Below are 26,492 nucleotides of genomic sequence, written 5' to 3' on the forward strand. Positions count from 1 at the left end.
CCGATCATGACGGGTGTTCCTGCAACTTTATCCTTTAAGGGATAGGCATGAACAACGGATACGGGGCTGTAATGCCCGGGCAGACATGCAATATGTCCACGTGTTCACGGTAGGAATGAAACAATGGTGGAGGCCGGGCCGGCTTTGCGCTAAGGTCCGCACCTGTTCTGCCGATTCTGGCCCTGTATCTGTACGGAACCCCATGACTCACCGTATTCTTATTATCGACTTCGGATCCCAGGTTACCCAACTGATTGCCCGGCGCGTGCGCGAATCTGGTGTTTACTGTGAAATACACCCGTTCAATCGGGTGAGTGCCGACAGCATAAGGGTTTTTTCTCCTGCCGGGGTTATTCTGTCTGGTGGACCTGCTTCGGTCACAGGAACGGATACTCCACGTGCGCCGCAGGAGCTGTTCTCCATGGGGTTACCTGTTCTTGGGATCTGCTATGGACAGCAGACGATGATGGCCCAGCTGGGTGGTCATGTTGAAGGGTCGGACCACCGTGAATTTGGCCGGGCTTTTGTGCGTGTACAGGGGCATTGTCGCCTGTTTGACGGGACGTGGGTTCCCGATGCGGTCGAGCAGGTATGGATGAGCCACGGTGACCGGGTGACAGCCTTGGCTCCCGGGTTTCATGCTGTTGCGTCCTCTGAAGGGGCGCCGTTTGCCGCGGTTGCTGATGATGAACGCCGTTTCTATGGGGTCCAGTTCCACCCCGAAGTCGTGCATACCCCGCATGGGGCACAGCTTCTGAAGACCTTTGTCCGTGATATCTGCGGCTGTTCCGGGGACTGGACCATGGCGTCCTTCCGCGAGACTGAGATTGCCCGTATCCGGGATCAGGTTGGGGCGGGGCGTGTTATTTGTGGGCTTTCTGGTGGCGTTGACAGTTCTGTTGTGGCTGCCATCGTGCATGAGGCGATTGGTGATCAGCTGACCTGTGTCTTTGTTGATCATGGCTTGATGCGTCAGGGAGAGGCCCAGCAGGTGGTGCGGGTCTTCCGGGACCGTTTCAATATTAATCTGGTGCATGTGGATGCCTCGGATCTGTTCCTTGGCCTTCTGTCCGGCAAGACAGACCCCGAAGAGAAGCGCAAGGTCATTGGCAAAACCTTCATTGATGTCTTTGAGGCTGAGGCCAGCAAAATTGGGGGTGCCGAGTTCCTAGCCCAGGGGACGTTGTATCCTGATGTGATTGAGTCGGTTTCCTTTACCGGTGGGCCAAGCGTTACGATCAAGTCTCACCACAATGTTGGTGGCCTGCCCGAGCGCATGAACATGAAGCTGGTAGAGCCGCTGCGCGAACTGTTCAAGGATGAGGTTCGCGCACTGGGCCGTGAACTTGGGCTTCCGGAAGAAATGGTCGGACGCCATCCGTTTCCGGGGCCGGGGCTGGCCATCCGTATTCCGGGGCAGGATATTACCCGTGAAAAGCTGGATATTCTGCGCAAGGCGGATGCGATCTATCTTGAAGAAATTCGCAATGCCGGGCTGTATGATGCCATCTGGCAGGCTTTTGCTGTGCTGCTTCCCGTGCGTACGGTTGGGGTTATGGGTGATGGCCGTACCTATGACTATGCCCTTGCCGTGCGTGCTGTCACGTCAACGGATGGTATGACTGCAGACTATTATCATTTTGATCATGAATTCCTGTCCCGTTTGTCCAATCGTATTATCAACGAGGTCAAGGGCGTGAACCGCGTTGTGTACGATATCACATCGAAGCCACCTGGCACGATTGAGTGGGAGTAGACAGGCTGGTGCAGGGCTCTGTCATGCCCGGTCAGGCTATTGATGTGGCTGGGCGTGAGGGTTCGCTTAATCTTTTTGTATGTCATCCCATGCGACAGGTTGACCACGCTCCACATCTCTTGATGTGGTCTTCCCGATGATGTCATCGTAATGTTTTGGCGGCAGTCCATACCCGGGGCGTATCCTTCTTACGTCGCCGGGTGTTATGGGTGTTCCTGCCTTGATATCATTAACAAAATACAACGATCGACGGAAAACCCTGCTGTTGGTCTCTGCCTTGGGTCTGATCAATTCATCTTTTCCTAGGGCCGACCAGGTTTCGTTGACGTCTTTTACAAGTTTCTCCAATTCGCCCGGTTCTATTGAGAACGCGCTGTCTGGGCCTTTGTCAGCCCTGCTGATGGTAAAGTGTTTTTCAATAGCCGACGCGCCTAGGGCAACAGAAGCCGTTGCTGCAATGTTACCGATCGTGTGGTCGGATAAGCCGACGGTCACACCAAACGTTTTCTTCAGCTGTGTTATGGATCGTATGTTGGCTTGCTCGACAGGCGCGGGATAGCTGCTGATGCAGTGGAACAGAAGAATGGAGTCACACCCATGGCTTCGGGCGCATTCCAAGGCTTCTGTTATTTCTCCCTCACTTGCCATTCCGGTCGACATCAGCATGGGTTTCTTCTTTTTTGCCACGTAGCGGATCAATGGCAAATCGGTCAATTCAAAGGATGCTATTTTATAAGCCGGCGTATTCAGGGACTCCAGCAAGTCAACGGCTGTTTCATCGAAGGGTGTCGAGAACAACGTAATCCCAATTTTACGGGCAAAGCGGAAGAGTTCTTGGTGCCACTCATAGGGGGTGTAGGCTTCGTGATACAGGTCGTATAGCTTGTACCCGTTCCATAAGCCACCCTTTACGATAAAGTCATCCTTGTCGCAGTCGATTGTCATCGTATCGGCATTATAGGTTTGTATCTTGACGGCATTCGCTCCTGACTTGGCGGCCATTTCGATAGACAGCTTGGCACGCTCAAGCGAACCATTGTGGTTTGCTGAGATCTCGGCAATGACATATGGGGGCTGATGTTCCGATACTTCCCGACCTGATATAATCAGCATATCTATCAACCCCTTATGGCTATTAAAGAATCTAGCCTTCTGATTTCTTCTTGGATGTTGGAATCCCATCCACGAAACTGCGGCGGCAAGTCTGCTACTTTGTGATAAGAGCCTTTTCTTCGCTGTGGGGTGGCTTCATAGGTACCATGTATAATTTCACGGATGTTCTCTTTAAAAAGGTTTTCGATTTCCACAATGAGCTGCGTGTATGTTTGGGAAAATGTCTTTTGTTCTTTTGTAAAGTTTACGTAACGTTGGTAGAGAATGGGGCCTGTATCAATTCCTTCGTCAACCAAATGAATGGATACACCGCTTGGCGTGCAGTCAAAGAAAGACCAGAAATTAGGATGAGCGCCACGATTCCAAGGAAGATATGAAGTATGTAGGTTTATGATTGGTGCATTTGCACTCTCGATGACCGACTTTTTGAGGATGTGCCTGTATCCGAAACTTATGACAACGTCGAAATCTTTAATGCATTCAATATGATTATCGGTGTGCCAGACTGCGCAATTGGCCTTCTCTAATTCTTCGATCAAGGATGTCTTTTCTCTTGTATAGCCTAGGAACAAGACTCTTTTATCGGGGGCCGTTATGTGCGTTATAAGCTTTGGTTGCATGTTCATAGTGTTCCCGATTGGCGTGGGCTATGCTGACTATAAATACTCCTTCCATTATGAATGATATACAAGGTCATGCCTGTGCCACTTTCTTATGTAAGGCATGCGTGACTGGATGATATTGTAAGGGTTTATGCTGAATGTATACTGATGATGATCTTGACGGAGCCGTAACGGACGGCATCCTGTCTGCCGATGTGGTTGCGGCTTTTCGTGAGTATATGGAACAGCGTAGCAATACGCTGGCCGTGGACGAAGAGCATTTCCGCCTGATCAGTGGCTTCAATGATATTTTTGTGGTTATTGCCTGTGGATTGCTGCTTGGGGCTTGTGCCTGGATCGGGTTTTCGTTCCAACCATGGGCTGGACCGGCACTTGTTGCTGTGGTCTCTTGGCTTCTGGCAGAGTTTTTTACCCGCAAGCGCCGTATGGCCTTGCCGTCGATCGCGCTGCTTGGTGCGTTTGTCGTGGGCTCGGGCGGGTGTGCCTTTGCGGCCTTATATGACAGTGGTGCCGATGCAAGCATTGCTGGACTTGTTGCGGCCTTGGCTGCGGCCCTGCATTGGATCCGTTTCCGTGTTCCGGTCACGGTGGCGGCTGGTGTTGCCGGTCTTGTCCTGACGTGTGCGACGACTTTGAAGAGTCTGCTTCCCACCTTGGATGCCTACGATAACCTCGTTCTTTTTGCCTGCGGTTTGGCTGTATTTTTCTTGGCAATGCGTTGGGACAGTTCCGATATTCGCCGTCAGACCCGTCGCTCAGACGTTGCTTTCTGGCTGCATCTTCTGGCTGCTCCTTTGCTGGTGCACCCGGTGTTCGGTTTCCTGGGGGTGCGAGAGGAGAGTGTTGGCTTGGGGAGTGTTGCGCTGGTCATGGGGCTATATGCCGTGTTGGCCCTGATATCCCTTCTGGTCGATCGTCGTGCGCTGATGGTATCCGCTCTTGGATACGTTGTTTATGTGTTCGCATCCCTGTTTGATCACGGCGATGCGGTCAGCCTTGGGTTTGCCTTTTCCAGTGCCGGGATTGGTGCCGCTCTTTTGCTGTTGTCTGCTTTCTGGCACAGCAGTCGCAGCGCGGTTATCGGTTTGGTGCCCGTTCGCATCAGTGCGTTTCTGCCACCTTTGCAGCGGTCATAACGAGGGCTTATTTGGCAGCCTGTGTCTCAGGCACATTCGCCACAGGCATGGCCGCTGGCCCAGGCCCACTGGAAGTTATAGCCGCCAAGCCAGCCTGTGACATCGACGGCCTCACCGATGATGTACAGGCCAGGTTTGCTTTTCACTTCCATCGTTCGGGAAGACAGGGCGTTGGTATCAACGCCTCCCACCATGACCTCGGCGGTTCGGTATCCCTCAGTCCCTGTGGGGTAGACGGTCCATGCCTGGATCTGGTCTGCCAGTATGGACAAGGTCTTGTTGCCGGTTTGCCCAATCACGGTGTCGGGCATGCCGGCCCGCTCGCACAGGCTTTGCGCCAGCCTGTTGGGCAGGATCTCGCTGACAACTGTATGCAGGCGCGCCTTTGGGCGGCTGTCGCGGCGTTCAGCCAGCCATGCCAGTATATCCCTGTCGGGGCACAGGTTGATACGCACTGCGTCACCCTGTTTCCAGAAGGAAGAAATCTGCAGGATAACCGGGCCAGATAAGCCGCGGTGTGTAAAGAGAAGGGCTTCGCGGAAACGAGTTTTGCCACAGGTCGCAGTGGCATCTAGGGCGATGCCGGTCAGGGGGCGCATGAACGCCAGGTCATCTTCCCCAAAGACCAACGGCACCAGGCCCGGATAGGGATCAAGAACCGGGATGCCAAGTTGCTCTGCCACGCGCAGGGCAAAATTGCTGGCCCCGATCTTTGGAATGGAAAGGCCGCCCGTTGCAAGCACAACCGACTGGCAGTGAACAGGGCCGGCGGATGTTTCCACCACCCAGCGCCGGTCTTCTTCCCCGGTTGGGGCAATATGACTGGCAGAGACGTTACACTGGATAGTGGTCCCTGCCGCTACAGCCTCTTCAACCAGAAGATTAACGATATCAGCCGCAGAGCGATCACAGAACAGCTGCCCGTGGTCCCGTTCGTGCCAAGGGATGGCATGGGTCGCCAGCAGGTCAAGAAAGTCCTGCGGTGTATACCGCTTCAATGCCGAGCGGGCAAAGTGGGGGTTGCTGGAAAGATACCCGTTTGGTCCAGCATCCCGGTTGGTAAAGTTGCATTTTCCCCCGCCGGAAATCAGGATTTTCCGCCCCGGACGGTCATTATGTTCCAGAACAAGAACCCGGCGGCCCCGGCGGGCAGCGGTCATGGCGCACATTAAACCTGCGGCGCCCGCCCCGATGATGACGATGTCAGTTTCCATAGGCGGGTTCTAGCCGGGACTGTTGCCAACAGCAAGTGTTCAGGTGTACGGGCTGGAAAAGGCGATGGCGTGGTTGTCCCATTTCAGGGGCTCTGATCGGGGCTCGGGATCAAAGTCATCAAACGACCCGCCCATGATCTGGCCAAAGCCATTGGTCAAAATCAGGTTCCCGTTCAGCACGGCGGCGCCGCAGACATCGGGCAGCTGGATTGTGCGGACCATTCCGGGGGTATTTGTTGTGCCCAGGATGGCAATGCCCCCGACCGGGCTGGTGACAACGTAATAGGCCCCGTCCGGCGAAAACAGGGCGCTGCCACAATACTGTCGCAGGCCAGTGACAACAGCATCGGGAAGAGCCGGCAAAACAAGGTCATGCCCACGCCTGTGCAGCAGAAGAAGGGGTACACGGTCTGTCGCCGCCCCTTGGTACTGGCAGGCCACGATGACAGTTCCATCCGGAGCAACGGCCAAATGGCGCAGGCTGACCGCCCGCAGTGCCGTCGGCAGGGTTCGCTTTTCCAGAAGGGTACCGGTCTTGCTGTCGATATAGGTCAGGGAGGGGTCGGTCATGCCTAGGTTCAGCTTGGCCCGTCCGGATTCAGGGCTGGTCAGGATGCCGCCATTGGCAACAACCAGTGTCTGCTGATCAGGCATCCAAGCCAGTTCATGAGGCTCGGTTCCAAAGCTGGGGAACTCGCCGATCCAGGCATAGCTGCGAGCATCCCGAATGCCGATCCGGCCTTCGCCGTGGTCAAAGGCGTTTTCAGTTGTCAGGATATGGCGGCCATCGGCTGTATAAACGGCATGTCCGAAGAAGTGTCTTCCGGGTTGGCATTCTACAGATGCGGCTATGGTTCCGTCCGTAAGGTTCAGCGCCGTGGCCCAGTTTCCCGGCCGGCGCGCCGGCAGAAAAGCGCGGGTTCCATCCGGTGAGACGGCGGGACCGTGGGCACGTCCGGGCAGGGGGGTCTGCCATAGGATGCCAAGGTCTTCGGACCATGCCACGGCGTGATCACGTCCGCTGTTGTCCCTTGCAGAGCTGAGAAGAGTGTTTCCTGTTCGATGGATGGCTGCCCGTGTTGGCATGGCGGGGAGGATCATGCCTGCTGCCAAGGCCCCCATGCCGCCCCATAGAAGGGAGCGTCTGGATAATGTAAGGGGAGCATTCTGATCATCCATGGGGGTCAGTCTCCGTCCAGGGCATTGAAACCGATGCCCAGTCCCAGCATGCCGGCCATTTCTGTTTCCACCATGCTGCGTGCGGTACCGATATTGGCCCTGATCAGCATCAAGGTTCTGTAGCCTGCAGGGTTGGCAAGAACATCTTTCCAAGGGCGTGTGGCCAGTTCAGCCGTCAGGCGGCGGGCTTCGGTCAGCCCGTGCAGGATGCTGATATCAACAATCTCGCTATCTTCATGCTCCAGAACTCCGGCGCGCAATCCTCCATCTTTTCCTGCGTGGCCTTGGTAAAGCTGAAGGGCTGCATCAAGATTGGCGAGAAGCGCCTGTAGCGGTAAGTCTGCCCGCCAGGCTTCGCCTCGTTCCGGGCGTGCTTTTGTCGGATTGGATCCCATCGGGCTGCCCAATTTCATATCCTGCGTAGCCTGCAGAAGGGTGGACAGTGTCCCGTGTATGGCCCGCAAGGACTCAGCCGGGGTCCGGAACAGGGTGTTTTTGTCACCCGGCCTCAGAAGTATTGCCCGAAATCCGCCATCCGGCTCTGTCCATTCCGCTCTGATAGCTTGGGCCATGGATGACAGGTTTCGTCCAATTGCCTGGGCAACCCGGCATTCATGCGGGTTGATCGGGCTATTACCCCAGAGCAGGCGCTCCAGTGCCGGGAATCCCTGTACCGCAATGCTGGCCCGGGACAGGGATTCCGGTGTCAGGGCTGTATCTGGTGCCGACAGCAGCGTGGACACATGCCGTGCCCCCAAGTTTTTTGGGTCAGGCCAGAACTGGATACGGTAGTGGCGGTTTTCTGTCTGCGATGGGCCGATGCGAACATGTTGCACGCCCTGCCAGGCTAGGAATGCAGTGGCAAAGGCGGATTTGCTGTCCTGTTCTGGACAGGCATCGCCCAGTGTACGTTCAAGAGCTGCGGTTGCTTCGGCAAACCTCTGGAAGGCGGGAAGGATAACGGCGTCAACAGCCTCGGCTGTCAGGCGCAGGCTGTCAGCAGCACGCCCGCTTACAGGCAGGAGTGCGAGCAGAAGCAGGGTAGCGGTCAGGGCAAGGCGTGCAGTCATGTCGGGTCGGTGTCCATGATCCTGGTGTTACAGAGACCTGAGAAAGTCCAGAAGGGCTGCCCGGTCCTTGGCCGGGAGTTCACGGAAGGCTTCACGTGCCCGCCGTGCTTCGCCACCGTGCCACAGCACAGCCTCGGTCAGGGTTCTGGCGCGTCCATCATGCAGATAGGACTCTGTGCCCGACACAGCTTTGGTCATGCCAAGGCCCCAGAGTGGCGGGGTGCGCCATTCATGACCGCTAGCCAACGCTTCCGGGCGGAGGTCGGCCAGATCATCGCCCATGTCGTGCAGCAGCAAATCCGTGAACGGGGCAATGTCCTGGTGCGCCAGCCACGGGTATGGCGAGGAGCCTGTGCGCAGATGCGGGCGATGACATCCGCTACAGCCAATCTGCGAGAAGAGCTGTTCGCCCGCCATTACGGCAGGATCCGTGCGGTTACGCCGGGATGGAGGTGCAAGGGCACGAACAAACAACAGGACAGAATCTGTAACAGCCTTGGGGGCCTCCAGACTGTCAAACTGCACACTGTTGCCATGGGGGGCGGCAAGGCAGGACGGTTGTGCTGCGGTACAGTCGCCATGAGCCTGCGGGAACAGGGGTGTAGATAGGCCAATGTCACCGTTGAAGGCACTCTGGTTCTGGTCATCCAGGGTGGGTTGGCCGGCTTTCCAGCCAAAACGACCAATGCGCATGGCGTGTTCACGCGCGCTCCATACCCGGTTGGTGCGCCCGGATATCCCGTCGTTGTCCCGGTCATCCGGGTCGGCAAGGTTCAGCAGGGTTGTATCGGGAACAGCCTCCAGCAGACCCAGCCCCGGAAGCTGCGGGGTCATGCGCGGCGAGATCATGATCTGCGGGGACAAGGGGCCATAGGCAAGATCCCGGGCAGACCAGGTTGGGTGGCGCAGGGAAACGCGTTCTCCCCCGGCCAGTGTTACGGTTTCCTCGGTCCATGTTACGCCAACGCGTCCTTCGGCTTTCAGTCCCGGAACGGCGGCACTTTGCAACTGGGTACCATACGTCGGGTCGCCAATGACGCTGAGGCGGCCGCTTTGTCTGTCGTGCTCGTCTTGTGCTGTTTGGGGGGGAATGCTCAGGCGCAGGAAAAAGGATGGGCTGTGTTCGTATCCGTTGTCTGGATCGGGTGGGCGCCCGCGTCCATTCCGGGCGTGGCATCCAGAACAGGCCCGGGCATTGAACAAGGGACCCAGACCATCTGATGCTTGGGTCGAGGAGGGAGAGCTGACCCAGAGCCGCTTGAAGAAGCCATTTCCAACGGCAGCACCCATTTTCTCATCAGCGGAAAGGCCGGGCAGAAAGCGCGAAAAAGCCCGCCGATCAAGTGATCTCTGTTCGCCTTGGTCAGGCCGTGGTTCTGCCGCCAAGGCTGATCCGGTGCAAAGGAAAGGCAGGGCCAAGGCTGTGAACAGGGAATACAAACGGCGGAGCATCAAGACATCGCTTTGACGGGGGAAGGACAATGGTTGTGAGAAACATTGGGTCTCAAACAACACGGGCCGGACGGTGCAGCAGCATCCACCCGGCCCAGTTTTTGATCAAGGACGATCAGCTGTTGCCACTAACTTTTTCAGGAGCATCTAGGCTGTCCGATCCCTCCAGCTCTAGGATACCAAGGCCCAAGGCTGCCGTGGCACGCTCGATAGAGCGGGTTTGGGCGACCAAGGCGTCAACGGCATCCTGAACGGCCTTGTTTCCGGTAGGATTATTTTCGCCCAGCATCTGGTCATAGGCTGTGCCTTTTGCTGCCATATCCATCAGCACCTGCATTTTTGCCACGCTCTTGTCCAAGGCTGCGCTTAGTTCCTTGCGTTCCGCTGTGGGCAGCAGGATCTTCAGGCCCTTGCCCGATACAGTGCGTCCATCGGGGCGTGTGTAGGACCCGCTGTAGATGCTGCGGATTCCAACGGCATTATAATAGTGTGAGGCATGGGTGTTGTCAGAGAAGCAATCATGCTCTTCTTCCGGATCATGTAGCATCAGGCCCAGCTTCATTCGTTCCCCTGCCAGTTCACCATAGGACAGGCTTCCCATTCCGGTCAGCATGGCCGTCAGGGCTTTCTTGGGTTCCGAAGCCAGCAGATCCTTGGCAATGGCGCCGTCCTTGTCCCATGCGCTGGTCATTTCGGCCAGATCCTCAACCAGAAGATCTGTTGCTGCTTTCAGATAGGCCGCGCGACGGTCGCAGTGGCCGTTGGTGCAGGCTTTCAGGTCAAAGTCTGTGGCCTTGCGGTCGCCAGCACTAGGGCCGGTTCCATTGCGGTCCTGTCCCCACAGCAGGAATTCCACCGCGTGGTAACCGGTCGCCACATTGGCCTCTATCTCGTCAATTTCGTGCAGTTTCTGTAGCAGATCCTTGTTGATGACGGTGGCATCAATGGTCTGCCCGCCGATCTCCAGTACCGGATTGGCAATGACATTGGCGCGGAACCAGGCGTTCTCGTCAGAGTGTTCGCCATAGCTGGCTGTATCAACGTAATCGATCAGCCCCTCGTCAAGAGGCCAAGCGTTTACCCGCCCTTCCCAGTCATCAACCGCAGGGTTCCCGAAACGATAGACTTCGGTTTGCATATACGGAACGCGTGCTTCGATCCAAGCCTTGCGAGCGGCAGACAGCGTGTGCTCGTCGGGGTGAGCAACCAGCGCATCAACCGCTTTCTGCAGAACCCTGGCAGTTTGTTCTGCATCTTCGAACTTGGCATGGGCAAGTGTGATATAGGTGGACACCACGTCCTTTTCCTGCGCCTTGCTTGCAGCAAGCGCGGGGCCAGCTGTTATCAATGTTGCGGCAGTCAGGAATGTTGCTGTGGCAAGAAATGCTCTCATTGTGATCAGATCCCCTCTGTCCCGTACGGGAATATCCGGGTGGGTTTGCGCAATGCGGCGACGCTCGCACTGTTTAATGGTCTGCTACGCTTTGTACTTTCCTATGTCAATAATAATTACTATCATCTTCAGGCAAACAAGTTCAGATTTTATCCCGGGTTTTGTGGCGGGAGGGTTGTGTGTCGGAACATAATGAAAAAGCCGGGTTATCCCGTCGTTCGTTTCTGGGTGCCGGTGTGGTTGGTGCTGGCCTTGTTGGTGCGGGTCTGTTGTATCGTGCCATTCCGGCATCAGGAGATGACGTTTTGTATGCCATAGAGGCGCCGGGTACCCCCGGGGGTGGAGAGCCGGTACCGGTCTTGTCCTATGCCCGGACGTTGGATGCTCCGGCTACCTTGCCTCCTGTGCTGGATGTACGCCAAGGAGATACCCTGTCTGTTCATTTCCACAATGCCATGGCGCGTCCAACAACGGTTCACTGGCATGGCATTCGTTTGCCCATTGCTATGGATGGCGTTCCGTTCCTGACCCAGAACCCGGTCGCAAGGGGTGAGGCATTTCACTATCGTTTTGCTCCCCCGGATGCGGGGACGTACTGGTATCATCCGCATTATGCCAGTCTTGACCAGATTGGCGCCGGGCTGGCCGGTATTCTGGTTGTCCGGGAAGCCGATGATCCCGGCTATGATGCCGATATTCCCCTGTTGGTCCGTGACTGGCGGCGTGACGAGAAGGGTGCATGGCTGCCTGTCTCTGATCCCGAGGCAGCGGGACGGGCCGGTACATTCGGAGGGTGGCATACGGTAAACTGGGAGCGGGAACCATATTACCAGGTACCTTCGGGTGGCCTCGTGCGCTTGCGCTTGTGTAATACGGACCTGACCCGTGTTTTCAAGGTGGTCGGGAAGGGCGCGCCAGCTGTTCTGGTTGCTGTGGATGGTCATCCGCTTGTGGCTCCCGAGCCCTTGCAGCGTGAGCTTCTGGGGCCCGGTATGCGGATGGATGTGGTGGTGCGTATGCCCGACGTCCCGGGGGAGGTATTCGAGCTGCACAACGTATCATCCAGTACGCCCTGGGTTATGATGCGCCTTGTATCACAGGGGACGTCGCGCCGCCGTGCCTTGTCCGGGATTGTTCCGCTTCCGCCCAACCCTGTGTCCATACCTTCTGTTGATGGAGCAGAGGTTATACGCATGGACTTCAACGCCGGTCTTGGAGAAGGTGGGGCAGAGGATGCCCTGTGGTCGATCAACAAGCGGGCCTGGGTAGAGCGGTATCCTGAAGAAAGGGATGGAATGGCTTTACCGGTCCTGCCTGGGCAAAGTTTCCCCGAGGTGCGCGCTACGGTGTGTGGTGGTGGAATGCCGTTGGCTGTGCTGAAGCAAGGTCGTAGCTACATTCTGGAGCTGAACAACTTTACGCCCCACCTTCACCCTATCCATATCCATGGTTTGGTTTTTTCGCTGCTATCATCAAGTCGCCGGTCTATTCGTGCCGGCCATTTTACAGATACCGCGCTTTTGTTGCCCAAGGAGCGTATGCGAGTAGCCTTGGTTGCCGATAATCCCGGGGACTGGATGGTGCACTGCCATATCATCGAGCATCAGGCATTCGGGATGATGGGTACGATCCGGGTTGAAGCCTGATTCTCTGCGGGTAGAAGGAGTTTTTGCATAGCAAAAATCCCCGAACTATGGTTCGGGGATTTTGTTTATGGCGCGAGTGACGGGGCTCGAACCCGCGACCTCCGGCGTGACAGGCCGGCACTCTAACCAACTGAGCTACACCCGCGCTGTGATGTGCGGGTGCTTTATAATCATGCGAACCGGACCAAGCAAGCTTTTTTTTGTGTTTTGGCAGATAGTTCGGGAAAGATAATCCCGCATATTACAAAAATACCGACCATCGTAATGGTCGGTATTTTATGACCTCGATGGCGCGAGTGACGGGGCTCGAACCCGCGACCTCCGGCGTGACAGGCCGGCACTCTAACCAACTGAGCTACACCCGCAATCGAGAGCGCGGTTTATATAGGGGGATGATGCCAGGCGCAAGAGAAAAATAGGTACGGGTGCGAGCGGGGTTGCCAGATGGATACGATCTATTTAACAAAATAATTTTGTTAAATAAGAAATTTAGCCCAAAAAATTTGTATAATTTAGGGTCGCGCCCTATCTTCAACGGAAGTGTCGTTCAGGTGGAAGGAGATGCCTGTGTTGTCAGCGTGGATGCGGGTTGCATTATGGAAGAAGGTGGTGGCTGGATTCGTTGCGGGCGGAATTGCCGGCTATATGGCGGGCCCTCAAGCGGCAGTCTGGTTCAAGCCGATTGGAGATGTGTACATTACCCTGATCAGGATGCTGGTGGTTCCCTTGCTGTTGACCAGCATCATTTTCAGCGTGGCTGGACTGGGGAGCATTGGTGGTGCCCTGCGCCTAGGGGTAAAAACGGTTCTGTACTTTATTCTGACAGCAGCCTTGGCCTCTGCTGTTGGCATTGCAACCGGGCTGTTGCTGGAGCCCGGGATCGGGATCGGACAGCTGGCGGTTGGTGAAGCCCGTACCCCCGTTATTCCGGGGCCGGTCGACGTGCTGTTGTCTGTTGTGCCGTCCAATCCTTTTCAAGCCATGGCTGAAGGTCATGTGTTGCAGGTCTTGTTTATATCGCTCCTTTTCGGGGGAAGTCTTGCCGTACTGGGGGAGAGGGCTGCTCTGCTGCGTTCATGCGTGGCACAGGCCAATGAGGCGATCATGCAGATTGTTCGCCTGGTCCTGCAACTGACACCGATCGGAACATTTGGCCTGATTGCCTGGGTGGTGGGGACATCAGGGGCAGAATCGCTTCTGCCCTTGGGGCACTATATCCTTGCCCTGTATGTGGCTTGCCTGTTCCACCTGTTCGTTGTGTATGGCGGACTTTTGTCCCTGCATGGCCTTGATCCGCGAAAGTTCTTTCGTGGTGTGGCCCCGGCCATGCAGGTGGCGTTTGTGACCGCGTCCAGTTTTGCCAGCTTGCCACTCACCTTGTCGTGTACAACGCGGCGCCTGGGCGTTGCGCAGGATTATGCCAGCTTTGCCGTTCCTCTTGGGGCGTCCATGAAAATGGACGGGTGCGGGGCCATCTTTCCTGCTCTTGCCACCCTGTTTATCGCCCAGTACACGGGGGTCGAGCTGTCAGCTGGCGCCCTGTTGACTGTCTTTGTCATTGGTGTGGTGGGGTCCTTGGCGACAGCGGGTGTTCCGGGGCCATCGATTGTTATGCTGACCCTGACCTTGGGTGCCGTTGGTCTGCCGCTGGAAGCTATCGGGTATATCGTTGCCGTAGATCGTGTCGTTGACATGATGCGTACAGCCACAAATGTAACCGGCCAGGCTTTGGTGCCTGTGCTTGTTGCCCGTTCTGAAAAAGGCCTTCTGGATGACAAAAGGTATGGGTGTTCTGCCTTGGTGGAAGATGATGTAGCGCCGGATAGCGCTGCGTCACGGCCGGACACGGGGACAGAGGACAAAGGCCGTGAGATGGCACGCTAGTGTGTTGCCAATTTTGTGTACGGCTGGACACAAAAAGAACTATATGGGTGAAATGCTAACGTAATCCCTGCATTTTTCAGCATTCTCACTTTTCGGGAGAAGTTGCCTCATGGACCATCAGCAAGAAACCAAAAGAAGAGAAATCCTGACGGCCCTGGAAGAGCTGGAAGTCGAGATGTTGCGTTGCTGGGGGGATTGCGAACCTGCTTTGCTTGTCGGGGCCGCCCGGGTTTCTGTTCTTGATGCCTTGGCCCGTGCCGGGTGTGATGTACCCGCCGATCATGATACCGGGGTACGGCATTAGCAGTTTTAATTTTATGCGCCCGCACGGATCTCTGGTCTTGTAGCGTTCTGTGTAAAAAAAACGGAGACCCGGTGCCCCTGTCCGGCAGAGAGCAAGGAAGCCGGACAGGATGGCCATCGGGGGGAAACCACACCGGGTCCCCGGTTCAGCGCACGAAGACGCCGGCCACCACATGCGCTGACAATACATGTGGTGGCGGGAGGCCAAAAACCCAATAACACTGCCAAGAGTCAGAGGTACCGGGCGGACTTATTTCCCTTGCAGGTTTTCTATTCGCCGCCCTCCCGCCATGATACATGTGCACGGACCGCGAGGAATCAGTCCGTCACCGTACAGACAGTTGCCGCGCAATATGGGCAACTGCCTGCTCTTGGTATGTACGAGGTTTTTGGGCCTCTATCGACAGGTTTTTGAACCCTGCCGACGGTCATCACCCTAAGATAGTTCAAGTATAAAAGCAAATAATCTTGGGGTGTGCTATGCGTGGTGTCTGCAGCATGGTTTGCCGGCCCTGATCAAGGGACATGCAGGCACGGGGTAAGCGTGCAATACGAGGCCGTCTGGCAGTGTGTCCGGGAAAAACAAAACCCCCAGGTTTTCCTGGGGGTTCCGGCTGGTGCTGCTGGAGAGATTTGAACTCTCGGCCTCTCCCTTACCAAGATCGTTGTCTGTCTTTTGTCTGATGGTAAAATGCACGCATAAAGCCAAGCTTTTACTGAGCGCTTTACCGGAAATGGTGGGTCAATGTAGGTTATTGTAGGCTATTTTCCGCGCCCAAACCGGGCGCAGGCGCCCACGGCTGTGCGCAGGTCCGGGCGCTCATTCTGCCGCACTCAGACTGTTTCCCGATATACGGTCCACGGCTGCGCGCAGGCGCTCGGGGCAGTGCTTGGCGTATACCTTCTCGACCATGGCGAGGGAGTTGCCCAGCACGCCCGCAATGTCGTAGAGCGGTACCCCCCGGCGGGCCATCTGTGTTGCGGCTGTGTGGCGCAGAACGTGCGGGCTGATGCCGGTCTTCCGGGGTTTCATGCCGTTCCGGCGCGGGGTTTTGCGGGGATCCCCGAAGCCGGCGCGTTCGGCAATGCACTGGACCGTGGCCCATACGTCAGACTGATTGTCCATGACAAATGTGTTGATGCGCTCGCGGTGCATGCGCTCCAGAACCGGTCGCAGCGCCTTCGAGACCGGCACGCTGGCGCGGCGTTTTTTTGTCACCTTGCGCCCCGGTACGGCCAGGTGGATAACGCCTGTCTCGAAATCCACCCGATCCCAGGTCAGTTCCAGAATGGCCGTTTTGCGTCCGGCTGTTTCCAGCGCCAGCCACAGGAAGCGCTCGCCGCGGGGCATGCGTTCTGCCTTGCCGCGCATGGAGGCCGCCGCATCGAGAAGGCGTTGTATCTCGTCGGTGCGCAGCCAGCGGTCGCGCGGCGGGCTGTCCGGGGGGAGATCGAACGCGGGCAGGTGCGTGGGTTGTATGATTTTGCGCTTTGGCGCGGCACTCCAATTCATACATGCGCGTAACGCAACGAGCTCCCGGCGGATTGTCGAGGACTGGGCCCGAAGACCGATGCGACCGGTTGTCCTGGCCTTGACGTACGCATCCACCACGTCCTGGTTGATGGCGGCAGGCATCATCGTGCCGAAGTGCGGCTCAAGGCGTTTCCAGGCGTTGCGCATGGTCATGGGGGAGGTGACGTTGTGCTCGATATGTTTCTTGTCGTAAACGGCCCACAGATCCGCGATGGTAAACCCAGCAGCGACCGATGCCGGGGCTTCATGCTCCATCAGGAGCCACTGGCCGAGGAAAGCCTTCGCTGCAGCCATATCGCGCGTGCGCGTGCTGACGCGCTTGCTGCGGCGTCGGTCTGTCCAGTGGACGTACCAGACGCCGTTGTCGGCCTGCTTGAGTTCGGGGATCGACATTTCAGCTTCTCCAGGTAGTCGGTGAGGTCGGCTTCATCGACGAGAACCGGGCGCCCCGGTACGTAGGTCAGGCGGCCGCTGAGGCGCAGCCGTTTGACTTTACTTCGCGAGCAGCGCAGCTTCTTTGCCACTTCTGTTTCGGTCAAGAGCATCGTCGTTGTCCAGCAGTTCGGCAATCTTTACGGCGGTCTGGGTGCTGACCAGCCGGTTGACGCGGACCCATGCCATGTTCGGAGCGCCCGAGCTGACCTTCATCTCGAAGGCCGGCAGCTCATCCTCGTCGATGGCGCCTTCTGCGTGGTTTGGAAGCAGTTCTTCCGTGGGCAACCCGATGGCGTCGGCTAGTTTCTGTAGGTTGACGGGCGTTGGCAACGACTTCCCCCTGATATAGACGGACACGGCATCGCGCGGTACGCCGGCCTGCCGGGCCAGTTCGCTCTGATGCCAACCCTTTGCCAGCATCAGTCGGTACAGGCGTTTTCCGAACTCTTGCTTGGTCAGGCTCTTGGGGGCCAGGGGGAAGCTTCTCAGTTCTTCCGCCCCCGCGATGTGGGTTCTTACTTTGCGAGGCATGACGCTCTCCGGTGGTTGGGCTGTATGTCAGATGTATTATCCGTAATGGGCATTGTCAAGACAACTTGTCATACGCACCTGAATGCAGAAGGCGAGGCTGCCACGCATACCATACGTTGTATGTCGTAGATTATCAAATGGCAATCAAAAAAGACAATTTGTCATACAATGCAGTTGACAGCAGACATACACATGCCATAGCCTTTTGGTGAATAAGGGTTATATTGATGGGTGATGTCTTAATGTTTAACTTCAGCGCATTCCTGAATGACAAGTTCCATAGTCCGCATGAAGTGGTCCGGTTGCTGCGCTCGTACAATGTGAAGGCGTCGCTGCAAGAAGCTGCTGTGGCAAAGTGGTTCCAGCGGGGCACTGTCCCGGGGGCATGGTTTGCTGTGCTCCTCTCCTATCTGGAGCTTGAGGAGGGGGCGCCTGTTCGACTGGCAAAATACATCAAGGGGACGCCGTCGTGATGAAGCGCAGTGTCCGTGAAGATGAGGCGCTGGCCTATTGGCGCGCATCCCGCCATGCCAAAGACGCTTCCCGGCGGCCCGAGGGTGCTGACGACCTGGAGGTGATCGCCATGCACACGGACTGGCCGCGCATGCGCTGCGCGGCTTGCCGAATGGCGAAAGCCCAGGCTGCGCCCTGTCCGTTTGGCGCATCGGCGGACTGCCTTTCAGGGGGAGATCGCACTTGCGCATCCTCGGCGTAGACCCCGGTGCCTATGGGGCGCTTGCCCTGTTGGTTGACGGGCGCTTGACCGACGTGGTTGACATGCCCGTACTCAAGGTACGGCGGGGCAGGAGTGACAAGGCCGAAGTGGACGGATATTCGCTGGCTGTCTTGCTGCGCAGTCTGGCCCCCGACCTGGCCCTTGTCGAGCAGGTGGGCGGCATGCCTGGGCAGAGCCCGGGGGCGAGCTTCAACTTCGGGCGTGCAGTCGGCGCGGTTGAGTACAGTCTGAAGACGTTGGGCGTGCGGGTGGAGACAGTAGCCCCGGCCACCTGGAAGCGCGCCATGCGCCTGAAGGGCGGCAAGGACGACAGCCGGGCCTTGGCCATGCGCATGTGGCCGACAAAGGCGGCGTTGTTCCAGAGGGTCAAGGACGACGGGAGGGCCGAGGCGGCGCTGATCGCCGCATGGGCCCGGGCCGTACCTGGCTCTCCGCAGGAGCCGGGCGCAGGCTGTTTACAAGGGGAGATGCCCGATGTCTTTGCGTGATGCCCCTGTCCACTCCCCCATTCCAGGCAAATCGGCATCGACATCAGACAACCGACATACAAAAGTGTTGCTCAATGTATGTTATTGCGGCATATATCGAAATACAAATTGTGAGCACTGTTCTGTCTTTTCTGCTCCCATGAGGGCCTGAATGCCTGTCCCTTTTCCATCCCAGTTGTCCGGAGCCTTGTTCCTTGCCGCGCGCAAGTCGGCGATCCTTGCCGATGCGCCCCGCGTGGGGAAGACGGGCGCAGCGATCCTGGCCTGCGACTATGTCTTTGCCCGCCGCATCATCGTCGTTACCACCGCTTCAGGGCGCCCCAACTGGGCGCGTGAGTTCCGTGACTGGGGCTTTCCGCGCTGCATCCAGGTCATCTACAGTGCCGGCGACCGGGTACGTCCCGATGCCGAGGTGGTCATCACCGGCTGGGGCCTGGTGGCCGACCCGGCGCTGCTGGCGCAGCTTACGGCACGTCGCTGGCAGGTGTTCATTGCCGACGAGGGGCACTACGCCAAGAACCCGGATACCCAACGGACCAGGGCGGTATTCGGACGGTTTGCCGATGACGGGCTGGTCCACGATGCGTCTGCTGCCTTGGCGGGGTGCTCGGACAGCGTGTGGAATTTGACCGGCACGCCAACCCCGACCGGGGCGCATGAACTTTATCCTTTCCTGCGTGCTTGCCTGCCCGCCACCCTTCGGGAAGGCGGCCCTGACGTAACGCGCCTGAGCGCTTTTACCCGGCGCTATTGCACATGCAGGCTGATCCTGACCGGCGCCCCGCTGCACGTTCTGTACCGTGCGCTCGTCAGGTCCCGTCCGGTGGTCCTGAAAGCCGATCCGGCGAAAGGCTGGGCGGAAATCGATGGTCTGAAGGCGTTCAGCGCCCATTACGGCCTGTTCGATGGCAAGACGGTGCGGCGGCGTGTCGAGGAATTCGAGGATCGCGTTTCCTTGCGGCCGGGCCTTTTCACCCGCGTTGTCACCGGCACCAGGAACGCCGACGAATTGCGGGCGCGGATTGGCGGTATTCTTCTTCGCCGGACGCAGAAGGACGTGGGTATCCGTCCGCCTGTCTACAGTATCTTCTCGCTGAAACCGGCCGCGCTGTCGTCCTCCGAACGCCAGGCGCTGGCCGCTATGGACGCCAGGGCATCCGACATCCTGGACGCTGCCGAGGCCGGCAGGACCAGCAAGCTGGACCTGCATCTTGGGCCCCTGCGCCGCATTACCGGCCTTGTCACCGCCCGTGCGTTGATCGGGGCGCTGAAGGATGAACTGGACAGCCGTCTGGACAAGGTGGTGCTGATGGCGTGGCATCAGGATGTCGTCGACCTTCTGAAGGCGGGCCTGGTGAAATACGGCGTCGTCGGTATAGACGGGCGCACGCCGTCTGCCAGGCGTGCTGAACCCGTCGCCGCCTTTACGGCCGGCAACGCCCGCGTCTTTGTGGGTCAAATCCAGGCCGCGGGCGAGAACATAGACCTGTCTGTTGCCAGCGAACTCTTCTTTGTGGAGATGTCCTTCAATCCGAAGGATATGGCCCAGGCCGCGCTCCGCATCACCAACCACAAGCAGACACGGCAATGCTTCGTCCGTGTGTGTGCCCTTGAGGGCGGTATCAACGAAGCGCTGATGCGCATCGTCACGCGCCGTGTCGCGACGATGCGCCCCTTGATGGAGAACTGACCAGATGCCCGTGGAAATCAAGATTTGGCATGATGACGCCAGCCAGACGCTTGCCGAATTGCGTGTGATGGCCGGTGGCCTGACCGCTGGCGGCTGCTCCGGCCCGCTTGCCGCAGAGGGCACCGGTGCAGATTGCACCAGGGCTGCCGGGGGCGGCCATGCGGTGGACGTACCTTCCACCGACGCCGCTGCCGGCAAGCCGGCCAGGGGCAAGCGCCGCACCAGGGCCGACGTGGGGGCCGTGCAGGACAGTCCATCCGGCACGGCGGAAACCGAGGCGCAGGATGATGCCGACGAGCAGGCCGAAAGCGCTGCCCGCAAGACGGAACGGACGCATGACGACGTGCGCGCTGTACTTGGCAGGTACGTCCAGAAATTTGGCATGGACGCCGCGCAGGAGGATGGTCCGAAGGTCATTACCATGCTGTTCGGTGAAGGCAGGAGCAAGGTGTCTGACATCCCCGAGGATCAGGACAGTCTTGCCAAGGCTGTGGCCGGCGTCGAGGAGATGCTTGTGAAGAACCCCTTCAAGCGTGCCGGGGTGGCGTAATGACCGGTCACGGTGCGCGCGACCACGCTACGTGGTCTGCGTCGGCCACCTCCAGGAATTGGGGGTGCCCCGGCGCCCTAGCCCTGTCCGAAACGGTCAGGAACCTAGATAAGGAGAGTGAAGCCGCCGCATGGGGTACGGCGTGCCATCAGATCAGCGAAAAGTGCCTGCGCGAAGAGTGCGACGCCAGCACCTTCATGGGCCGCGTGGAGACGACCAGGGAGCATAGCTTTACGGTTGACGAGGAAATGGCGGAAACCGCCCAGACCTATCTCGCTTACGTGCGGGGGCGGATGGCGGAATATGCCGTGGCAACGGGCGACAGGGCCGTCCTTTCGGTCGAGCAGACGTTCAGCCTGTCCAAGCTGCAACCGCCGTTCGAGGCCGGGGGTACTGCCGATGCGGTGCTGTGGTTCCCCATGTGGGGGCTGATCGAGGTCGTCGACCTTAAGGGCGGGCGCGGCGTGGTGGTGGAGGCTGCCGGCAACCCGCAACTGCGCACCTACGCACTGGGGGCGATTCTCGCCAATCCGGGGTTGTCGGTTGAGAAGGTCATGTCCACCATTGTCCAGCCGCGCGCGGCCCACAAAGACGGGCGCATCCGGTCGGAGACGTTCCATGTCGTCGACCTGATGGAGTGGACTGCGGATTTGCTGGCCGCCATGCGCAGGGCCAGCGACGCGGGCAACGCCCGCCACAAGATGGGGGGCCTGCAATGGGCAGCGCAGTATCTGAATGCCGGTTCGCACTGCAAGTTCTGCCCCGCAACCGGTGTTTGCCCGGCACTGGAGCAGAAGGTGACGGATGCTGCGGGGATCTGGTTTGACGACCTCGACAATCCGTATATCGCCAATATGCCCGACAGCCTGGACCCCCGGCGCCTGTCCCGGACCCTCGACATGCTGGATATGATCGAGGACTGGATCAAGGCGGTACGGGTTCTCGCCCATACGCAGGCCGAGGCAGGCATCGACATACCCGGCTACAGACTCGTCCCCAGGCAAGGGCGCGAGACGTGGCAGGGCGCTGCCGAGATGACGGTTCGCACAACCTGTATCGAGGCCGGGCTGGCGGAAGACAGGTTTGTCAACCCCGGCAAGCTCCGTACACCGAAACAGGTCCGCGATGCCCTCAGGAAAGTGGGGGCCACAGATGCCATCAGGGTGCTGGAGGGCCTGTCCGAAGTTCCCCATACCGGCACGAACCTCGTTCGTGCCGACAAGACCACCCGGGCTGCGGCGATGCCCAAGGCCCGGCAGTTTTTCACCGTGCTCGACTAACAGAGGAGATCAGCACATATGGCTCGTTCCGAAGACATCAAGACCAAGCTGGCGCGCCTGGCTTTCACCCAGTCGCTGTTCAGGCCGCAGGAGCGGGACAATGGCAAGAAGCAGTTCGGCTGCTCGCTGTTGTTCCCCAAGTCCGAAGACCTGTCGGCCCTCCAGAATGCCGCCCTGAAGGCGGCCACCGACGAGTGGGGCGAAAAGGCCGTCCAGTGGATCAAGGACGGCATCATCCACAGCCCGTTCCTTGACGGCGACGGCCCGCAGGGGCTGAACAAGAAGACCGGAGAGCGCCATGCCGGTTTCGCCGGTCATCGTTTCATCCGCGTCATCTCGGGCGAGGACTATCCGCCGAAGCTGTTCAACAAGGCGGTGCGCCCGATCAGCAGCCAGGAAGAACTCTACAGCGGCTGCTATGGCTTCGCCGTCGTCAACGCCTTTACCTGGGAGAACAAGGAGAAGGGCAAGGGGATCAGCTTCGGGGTCTCCATGATCCAAGTCGCCAGGGATGGCGAGAAGCTGGGCGGTGGCGGTGGCGCCAGCCCGGAGCAGTTCTTCAACGCCATCGAGGACGAGGGTGAAGCCCCCGCCGAGACAAAGGACGGGAAGGGTGCGGCCGGCCTTTTCAGCTGACCGCTTGTATGAAATGACGGGCGACGCCGGCATCCAATGGCCGGCGTCGTTCCGAACTAGGAGCCAGACGACCATGATCAACGAGGATCCCGGCAAGGGCCATAACAGCGGCAATGCCATCGGCGGTATTGCCAGCGAGGGGTTGCGGCAGCTTGTCACCCGCATTGAGACCCCGGAGGAAGAGACGTGTGGCCTTCAGGCCGACATCAAGGCTGTGTCCGTGCAGGACCGGGTTCTTGCGGTGTACGAAGAGGTGTTGGCATGAAAACCGCGGCTCATCTGGTCGAGGAAGCCGCCTTGCACGGTTTTCGTATCGCCCGCCTATTGAATGCCAACGGCACCTGGCAGGCGGCATTCAGGGACGACAACGGCGCCGTGTTCGCCGGCAGCGGCGGCACCCTGGAAGCCGCGCTGTACGATGCATTGGGCAATGCACTGACGACGGGGGTAAAGCGTGGCGCGGGGGAAGCCTGAAAGTCCGGCATGGCCTGGTGACAGGCAGTGCCAGCCGCCCTGCGTGCTTCAGTGGTCCGGGGCTGCGCCATGACGGCCTGGTACAATGAAATCGACCCTTATGCGGCGCAATGGCTCCGCAACCTGATTGCCGCCGGGTGCATCGCGCCGGGCGTTGTGGATGAAAGGAACATTCTTGATGTCAGACCCGACGAGCTTGCCGGGTTCACCCAGTGCCATTTCTTTGCCGGTATCGGGGTCTGGAGCCATGCCCTCCGCCTTGCCGGCTGGCCCGACAGCCGTCCCGTCTGGACCGGAAGTTGCCCCTGCCAGCCTTTCAGCACGGCAGGCCGGGGCCCTGGGTTTGCTGACGAGCGGCACCTGTGGCCCTTCTGGTTCCATCTCGTTGACCAGTGCCGCCCTTCGGTTGTCTTTGGTGAGCAGGTTGAAGCGGCGATTGGGCACGGCTGGCTCGACCTTGTTTACTCTGACCTGGAAGGAGCGGGTTACGCCTTCGCACCGGTCGGTATCCCTGCTGCGGGCGTCGGTGCGCCGCACATCCGGCAGCGGCTGTGGTTCATCGCCGCACGTCAGGAGCTGGCCCACGCCAACAGCACGGGACCACAAGGATGGCAGCAATCCCTGCGCCGACGTGCCGGTCAAGGCCCTGTTGGGGCGGGCGGTCTGGCTGTGCAACTGGAAACACCCGGCGGTTTTGGGGCGGGCCCCGGCTGCGGAGGCTGGAACCGGCGCGAAACGCCCGCACCCGGATCCCGACATGACCGGAAGGCAGCCGAGGGGGCCCACGCCCTTCCTGAACGCGGAGCCGGCACGGCTGACGGCTTCTGGCACTCTGCTGACTGGTTGCGCTGCCGGGATGGACACTGGAGGCCCGTTGAACCCGGCACATTCCCGCTGGCTCATGGGGCTTCCGCCCGCGTGGGACGCCTGCGCGCCTACGGGAATGCCATCAGCCCGTATCCGGCGGCGGAACTCATTGGCAGCTACCTTGACATTGAACGTCTTCGACTGACCCCCCTGTCGAATAGGGAGACCGGAAGCGACACCCGGGCCGGGGTGTTCGCATGACCGCCGCCAAGCGCGTTGAGCTGGACTTCGAGACGCGCAGTCCGGTTGATCTCAGGACAAGGGGCGTGTACGTCTACGCCGCGCATCCGGATACGGAAGTGCTGATGGCGGCCTACAAGATTGATGGCGGGCCGACCAGGCGCTGGCTGCGCGGGGATCCGTGTCCCTTGGACCTGCGCGCGGCCATTGAGGGCGGGGCTGTTGTCGAGGCGCACAACAACACCTTCGAGCGGTTGATGATCAACATGATCCTGGCTCCGCGCCATGGCTGGCCGCACCTGCCGCTGGCGCAGTGCCGCTGCACCGCCGCCACAGCGGCCGCGCTGTCGCTGCCGCGCAAGCTGGGTGACCTTGGCACCGCCCTTGGCCTCACGGTCCGGAAGGATAAACGCGGCGCGGCGCTGATCCGCAAGTTTTCCATCCCGCGCAGGCCGGCCACTGCCGGGCAGCGGGGGTGTAATGCTGCGGTGGACGCCCTGCCCGATGCGGGCACCCGGAATGCCCGGGGGGTGCCCCTGCACTGGAACGAGCCAGAGGATCATCCTGCGGATTTCCGGGACTTCCGCGACTACAATGCGGCTGACGTGGACTCCGAGGCTGAAGCCGCCGGACGCATGGTGCCGCTGTCAGACGACGAGCTGGACCTGTGGCGTATTTCCGAGCGTATCAATGACCGGGGCCTGCGCATCGATGTCACGTCGTGCCGCGCCGCCCTGCGCCTCGCCGGCAAGGCCAGGGCGCTGCTTGACCGTGATATGAGGCTGGCAACCGGCGGCTACGTCACCACGTGCACGCAGGTGGGCCGGCTGACCGAGTGGGTGAAGCGGCAGGGTGTTGCTCTCCCCTCGGCAGCGAAGGCCGATCTCGAGGACGTGCTTGCGCGTGACGACATCCCCGCCACGGTGCGCCGTGCCGTCGAAATACGCCAGGAAGCGGCCAAGACATCTGTCTCCAAGTTGAAAGCGTTCCTCAACCGCGCCAGTCATGACGGACGCATCCGGGGGGCGTTCCTCTATCACGCGGCCGGTACCGGGCGGTGGTCATCTACAGGGGCCCAGGTCCACAACCTGCCACGCCCGCGCAAGGTGTTCGAGGATGCGCACCTGGACACGCGGGTGCTGTTCCAGGCCATCCGCACCGAGAACCCGGAGTGGCTGACGTTTCTCTATGGCGACGAACTCGGCAAGCCGCTGCATCTGCTCTCGGACGCAATCCGGGGCTTCATCTGGGCGGAACCGGGTTGCGACATCCTGGACGCCGACTACGCCGGTATCGAGGGGGCCGTCGCCGCCTGGTTCTGTGGCGAGGACTGGAAGGTCAAGGCCATGTTCGACCTCATGGCTGACCCGGACCTGCCCGATCTTTACCGCCGTGCGGCCGCCGGCATCTTCAACACCACCACCGCAGAGTTGACCAGGAAAGACCCCCGGCGCCAGGTGGGCAAGGTGTCGGAACTGTCGCTCCAGTACCAGGGCGGCCCGGGGGCGTTCCGTTCGATGGCACGGAACTACTCCATGAAGCTTGACCCCCTTTATGCCCCGGTCTGGGCGGCTGCGCCGCAACACCGGCGCGAGGCTGCCCTCAGGCGCTACGAGACGGTGTTGCGGCAGAACCTGCCGATTGCAGGGCAGTTGACACGGCGGGAATTCCTGGCTGCCGAACTGGTCAAGGCTGGCTGGCGGGACACGCACCCCGCCATTACGGCGGCGTGGGCGCTTTTGCAAGATGGTGTGACCGAAGCTGTGGCCAACCCCGGCACCGTTGTCACGGTGCTGAAGGCCAGATACCTCGTCCGCAATGGCTTCCTGTGGTGTCAGTTGCCATCGGGGCGTTGTCTTGCCTACGGTGCGCCGCACCTCAGGCAGCAGGTGTGGGTGCGCAAGACCGGAGCCGGGGTGTCCGAGACGATGGGCTGTACGGAAGCCGGGAGGCTGGAAGCCGCCGGCGGGTGCGTCATCGAGCGCGCCGCCAGGCCGGCGGTTACGGTGCTGGGCGTGGAGAGCCAGTCGCAGAAGCTTGTACGCTATGCCCTGTATGGCGGGCTGCTGCTGGAGAACGTGGTGCAGGCCATTGCCCGTGATCTCCTGGCACACGGTATCCGTCAGGCCGAGAAGGCGGGCTACCCCGTTATTGGCCACGTTCACGACGAGATTTTGTGCGAGGTGCCGCGGGGTTTCGGTGACGTAAAGACGTTCGAGCGGCTGATTTGCGAGCGGCCGGCGTGGGCCGCCGGCCTGCCGCTGTCCTCGGGGGGTTGGAGAGGCAAACGGTTCAGGAAGGATTGACGTCATGAATGTATGT

At 59.4% G+C, this 26,492-nt stretch carries 24 protein-coding genes, 2 tRNA genes and 1 pseudogene; 15 read left to right on the top strand and 12 right to left on the bottom strand.

Annotated features, from left to right (window positions below):
* The first annotated feature begins 202 nt into the window (after nucleotides 1-202).
* A complete protein-coding gene (gene guaA / locus AY555_RS06315) occupies nucleotides 203-1,756 on the top strand; it encodes a glutamine-hydrolyzing GMP synthase (RefSeq protein ID WP_066134864.1) in 1,554 nt (517 codons plus the stop codon).
* A gap of 66 nt (nucleotides 1,757-1,822) precedes the next feature.
* On the opposite strand, the gene pseI is transcribed toward guaA, so the two are convergent.
* Both pseI and AY555_RS06325 read right to left on the bottom strand, forming a co-directional pair.
* Entirely contained in the window at nucleotides 1,823-2,869 is a 1,047-nt protein-coding gene (gene pseI / locus AY555_RS06320) for a pseudaminic acid synthase (protein WP_209315794.1), read from the bottom strand.
* Between the two features lie 5 nt (nucleotides 2,870-2,874).
* Nucleotides 2,875-3,489, bottom strand: coding sequence for a formyltransferase family protein (locus AY555_RS06325; RefSeq protein WP_066136707.1), 615 nt, complete (start codon nucleotides 3,487-3,489; stop codon nucleotides 2,875-2,877).
* 140 nt (nucleotides 3,490-3,629) lie between these two features.
* On the opposite strand from AY555_RS06325, the gene AY555_RS06330 reads away from it, so the two are divergent.
* The gene (locus AY555_RS06330) at nucleotides 3,630-4,628 is read left to right on the top strand and encodes a hypothetical protein (RefSeq protein ID WP_066134867.1); all 999 of its coding nucleotides are present in this window, start codon (nucleotides 3,630-3,632) and stop codon (nucleotides 4,626-4,628) included.
* Between the two features lie 26 nt (nucleotides 4,629-4,654).
* Here the strand turns inward: AY555_RS06330 and AY555_RS06335 are convergent, their stop codons facing one another.
* The 5 genes from AY555_RS06335 to AY555_RS06355 all read right to left on the bottom strand — a co-directional run bounded on the left by AY555_RS06335 (nucleotide 4,655) and on the right by AY555_RS06355 (nucleotide 10,936).
* Nucleotides 4,655-5,842, bottom strand: coding sequence for a BaiN/RdsA family NAD(P)/FAD-dependent oxidoreductase (locus AY555_RS06335; RefSeq protein WP_066134870.1), 1,188 nt, complete (start codon nucleotides 5,840-5,842; stop codon nucleotides 4,655-4,657).
* A 39-nt stretch (nucleotides 5,843-5,881) separates the two neighbouring features.
* Complete coding sequence (locus tag AY555_RS06340; protein ID WP_066134873.1) at nucleotides 5,882-7,021, bottom strand: DUF1513 domain-containing protein; 1,140 nt, start codon at nucleotides 7,019-7,021, stop codon at nucleotides 5,882-5,884.
* Nucleotides 7,022-7,026: 5 nt separating this feature from the next.
* Entirely contained in the window at nucleotides 7,027-8,091 is a 1,065-nt protein-coding gene (locus AY555_RS06345; RefSeq protein WP_066134875.1) for an imelysin family protein, read from the bottom strand.
* A 27-nt stretch (nucleotides 8,092-8,118) separates the two neighbouring features.
* Nucleotides 8,119-9,543 carry a di-heme oxidoreductase family protein gene (locus AY555_RS06350; protein WP_066136710.1) on the bottom strand — a complete coding sequence of 475 codons (1,425 nt, stop codon included), beginning with the start codon at nucleotides 9,541-9,543 and terminating at the stop codon, nucleotides 8,119-8,121.
* Nucleotides 9,544-9,658: 115 nt separating this feature from the next.
* Nucleotides 9,659-10,936: an imelysin family protein gene (locus AY555_RS06355; RefSeq protein WP_066134878.1), complete on the bottom strand. Its 1,278-nt coding sequence runs from the start codon at nucleotides 10,934-10,936 to the stop codon at nucleotides 9,659-9,661.
* Between the two features lie 179 nt (nucleotides 10,937-11,115).
* Between AY555_RS06355 and AY555_RS06360 the strand changes: the two genes are divergently transcribed.
* Complete coding sequence (locus tag AY555_RS06360) at nucleotides 11,116-12,582, top strand: multicopper oxidase family protein (protein WP_066134881.1); 1,467 nt, start codon at nucleotides 11,116-11,118, stop codon at nucleotides 12,580-12,582.
* 68 nt (nucleotides 12,583-12,650) lie between these two features.
* Here AY555_RS06360 and AY555_RS06365 read toward each other — a convergent pair.
* Both AY555_RS06365 and AY555_RS06370 read right to left on the bottom strand, forming a co-directional pair.
* A tRNA-Asp gene (locus tag AY555_RS06365) sits at nucleotides 12,651-12,727 on the bottom strand.
* A gap of 143 nt (nucleotides 12,728-12,870) precedes the next feature.
* Nucleotides 12,871-12,947: transfer RNA gene (locus AY555_RS06370), tRNA-Asp, on the bottom strand.
* A gap of 196 nt (nucleotides 12,948-13,143) precedes the next feature.
* On the opposite strand from AY555_RS06370, the gene AY555_RS06375 reads away from it, so the two are divergent.
* Both AY555_RS06375 and AY555_RS06380 read left to right on the top strand, forming a co-directional pair.
* The gene (locus AY555_RS06375) at nucleotides 13,144-14,466 is read left to right on the top strand and encodes a dicarboxylate/amino acid:cation symporter (RefSeq protein ID WP_066134884.1); all 1,323 of its coding nucleotides are present in this window, start codon (nucleotides 13,144-13,146) and stop codon (nucleotides 14,464-14,466) included.
* A 109-nt stretch (nucleotides 14,467-14,575) separates the two neighbouring features.
* On the top strand, nucleotides 14,576-14,770 hold the full coding sequence (locus AY555_RS06380) for a hypothetical protein (protein ID WP_066134887.1): 195 nt from the start codon (nucleotides 14,576-14,578) through the stop codon (nucleotides 14,768-14,770).
* Between the two features lie 819 nt (nucleotides 14,771-15,589).
* Here the strand turns inward: AY555_RS06380 and AY555_RS06385 are convergent.
* The 3 genes and pseudogenes from AY555_RS06385 to AY555_RS06390 all read right to left on the bottom strand — a co-directional run bounded on the left by AY555_RS06385 (nucleotide 15,590) and on the right by AY555_RS06390 (nucleotide 17,269).
* Complete coding sequence (locus AY555_RS06385; RefSeq protein WP_066134890.1) at nucleotides 15,590-16,696, bottom strand: tyrosine-type recombinase/integrase; 1,107 nt, start codon at nucleotides 16,694-16,696, stop codon at nucleotides 15,590-15,592.
* Between the two features lie 65 nt (nucleotides 16,697-16,761).
* Nucleotides 16,762-16,827: pseudogene (locus AY555_RS12330) on the bottom strand (hypothetical protein); the annotation flags it as partial.
* The gene (locus tag AY555_RS06390; protein WP_066134894.1) at nucleotides 16,796-17,269 is read right to left on the bottom strand and encodes a helix-turn-helix domain-containing protein; all 474 of its coding nucleotides are present in this window, start codon (nucleotides 17,267-17,269) and stop codon (nucleotides 16,796-16,798) included. The pseudogene AY555_RS12330 and the gene AY555_RS06390, both read right to left, overlap by 32 nt.
* A 227-nt stretch (nucleotides 17,270-17,496) precedes the next feature.
* Here AY555_RS06390 and AY555_RS06395 point away from each other — a divergent pair, with 227 nt between their 5' ends.
* The 10 genes from AY555_RS06395 to AY555_RS06445 all read left to right on the top strand — a co-directional run bounded on the left by AY555_RS06395 (nucleotide 17,497) and on the right by AY555_RS06445 (nucleotide 26,476).
* Nucleotides 17,497-17,742, top strand: coding sequence for a hypothetical protein (locus AY555_RS06395; RefSeq protein WP_066134897.1), 246 nt, complete (start codon nucleotides 17,497-17,499; stop codon nucleotides 17,740-17,742).
* Between the two features lie 223 nt (nucleotides 17,743-17,965).
* Nucleotides 17,966-18,493: a RuvC family protein gene (locus AY555_RS06405; RefSeq protein ID WP_066134903.1), complete on the top strand. Its 528-nt coding sequence runs from the start codon at nucleotides 17,966-17,968 to the stop codon at nucleotides 18,491-18,493.
* Between the two features lie 187 nt (nucleotides 18,494-18,680).
* Entirely contained in the window at nucleotides 18,681-20,183 is a 1,503-nt protein-coding gene (locus tag AY555_RS06410) for an SNF2-related protein (RefSeq protein WP_167804471.1), read from the top strand.
* Nucleotides 20,184-20,187: 4 nt separating this feature from the next.
* A complete protein-coding gene (locus AY555_RS06415; protein WP_066134911.1) occupies nucleotides 20,188-20,733 on the top strand; it encodes a hypothetical protein in 546 nt (181 codons plus the stop codon).
* A complete protein-coding gene (locus tag AY555_RS06420; protein WP_066134913.1) occupies nucleotides 20,733-22,013 on the top strand; it encodes a DUF2800 domain-containing protein in 1,281 nt (426 codons plus the stop codon). The genes AY555_RS06415 and AY555_RS06420 overlap by 1 nt, the downstream gene beginning before the upstream one ends.
* An 18-nt stretch (nucleotides 22,014-22,031) precedes the next feature.
* Nucleotides 22,032-22,649, top strand: coding sequence for an ssDNA-binding protein (locus AY555_RS06425; RefSeq protein WP_066134916.1), 618 nt, complete (start codon nucleotides 22,032-22,034; stop codon nucleotides 22,647-22,649).
* A 73-nt stretch (nucleotides 22,650-22,722) separates the two neighbouring features.
* Nucleotides 22,723-22,914 (top strand): hypothetical protein, encoded by a 192-nt coding sequence (locus AY555_RS06430; RefSeq protein WP_066134919.1) that lies wholly within the window; start codon nucleotides 22,723-22,725, stop codon nucleotides 22,912-22,914.
* Nucleotides 22,911-23,123, top strand: a complete 213-nt coding sequence (locus AY555_RS06435) for a hypothetical protein (RefSeq protein ID WP_066134926.1) — start codon at nucleotides 22,911-22,913, stop codon at nucleotides 23,121-23,123. Before AY555_RS06430 ends, AY555_RS06435 begins: the two co-directional genes overlap by 4 nt.
* A 69-nt stretch (nucleotides 23,124-23,192) precedes the next feature.
* Nucleotides 23,193-24,191 (top strand): DNA cytosine methyltransferase, encoded by a 999-nt coding sequence (locus AY555_RS06440; protein WP_082811895.1) that lies wholly within the window; start codon nucleotides 23,193-23,195, stop codon nucleotides 24,189-24,191.
* Nucleotides 24,188-26,476: a DNA polymerase gene (locus tag AY555_RS06445; RefSeq protein ID WP_066134929.1), complete on the top strand. Its 2,289-nt coding sequence runs from the start codon at nucleotides 24,188-24,190 to the stop codon at nucleotides 26,474-26,476. The genes AY555_RS06440 and AY555_RS06445 overlap by 4 nt, the downstream gene beginning before the upstream one ends.
* Nucleotides 26,477-26,492 lie beyond the last annotated feature (16 nt).

Origin of the sequence: Haematospirillum jordaniae, from assembly GCF_001611975.1 — a bacterium.
In the GTDB taxonomy this organism is placed as follows: domain Bacteria; phylum Pseudomonadota; class Alphaproteobacteria; order Rhodospirillales; family Rhodospirillaceae; genus Haematospirillum; species Haematospirillum jordaniae.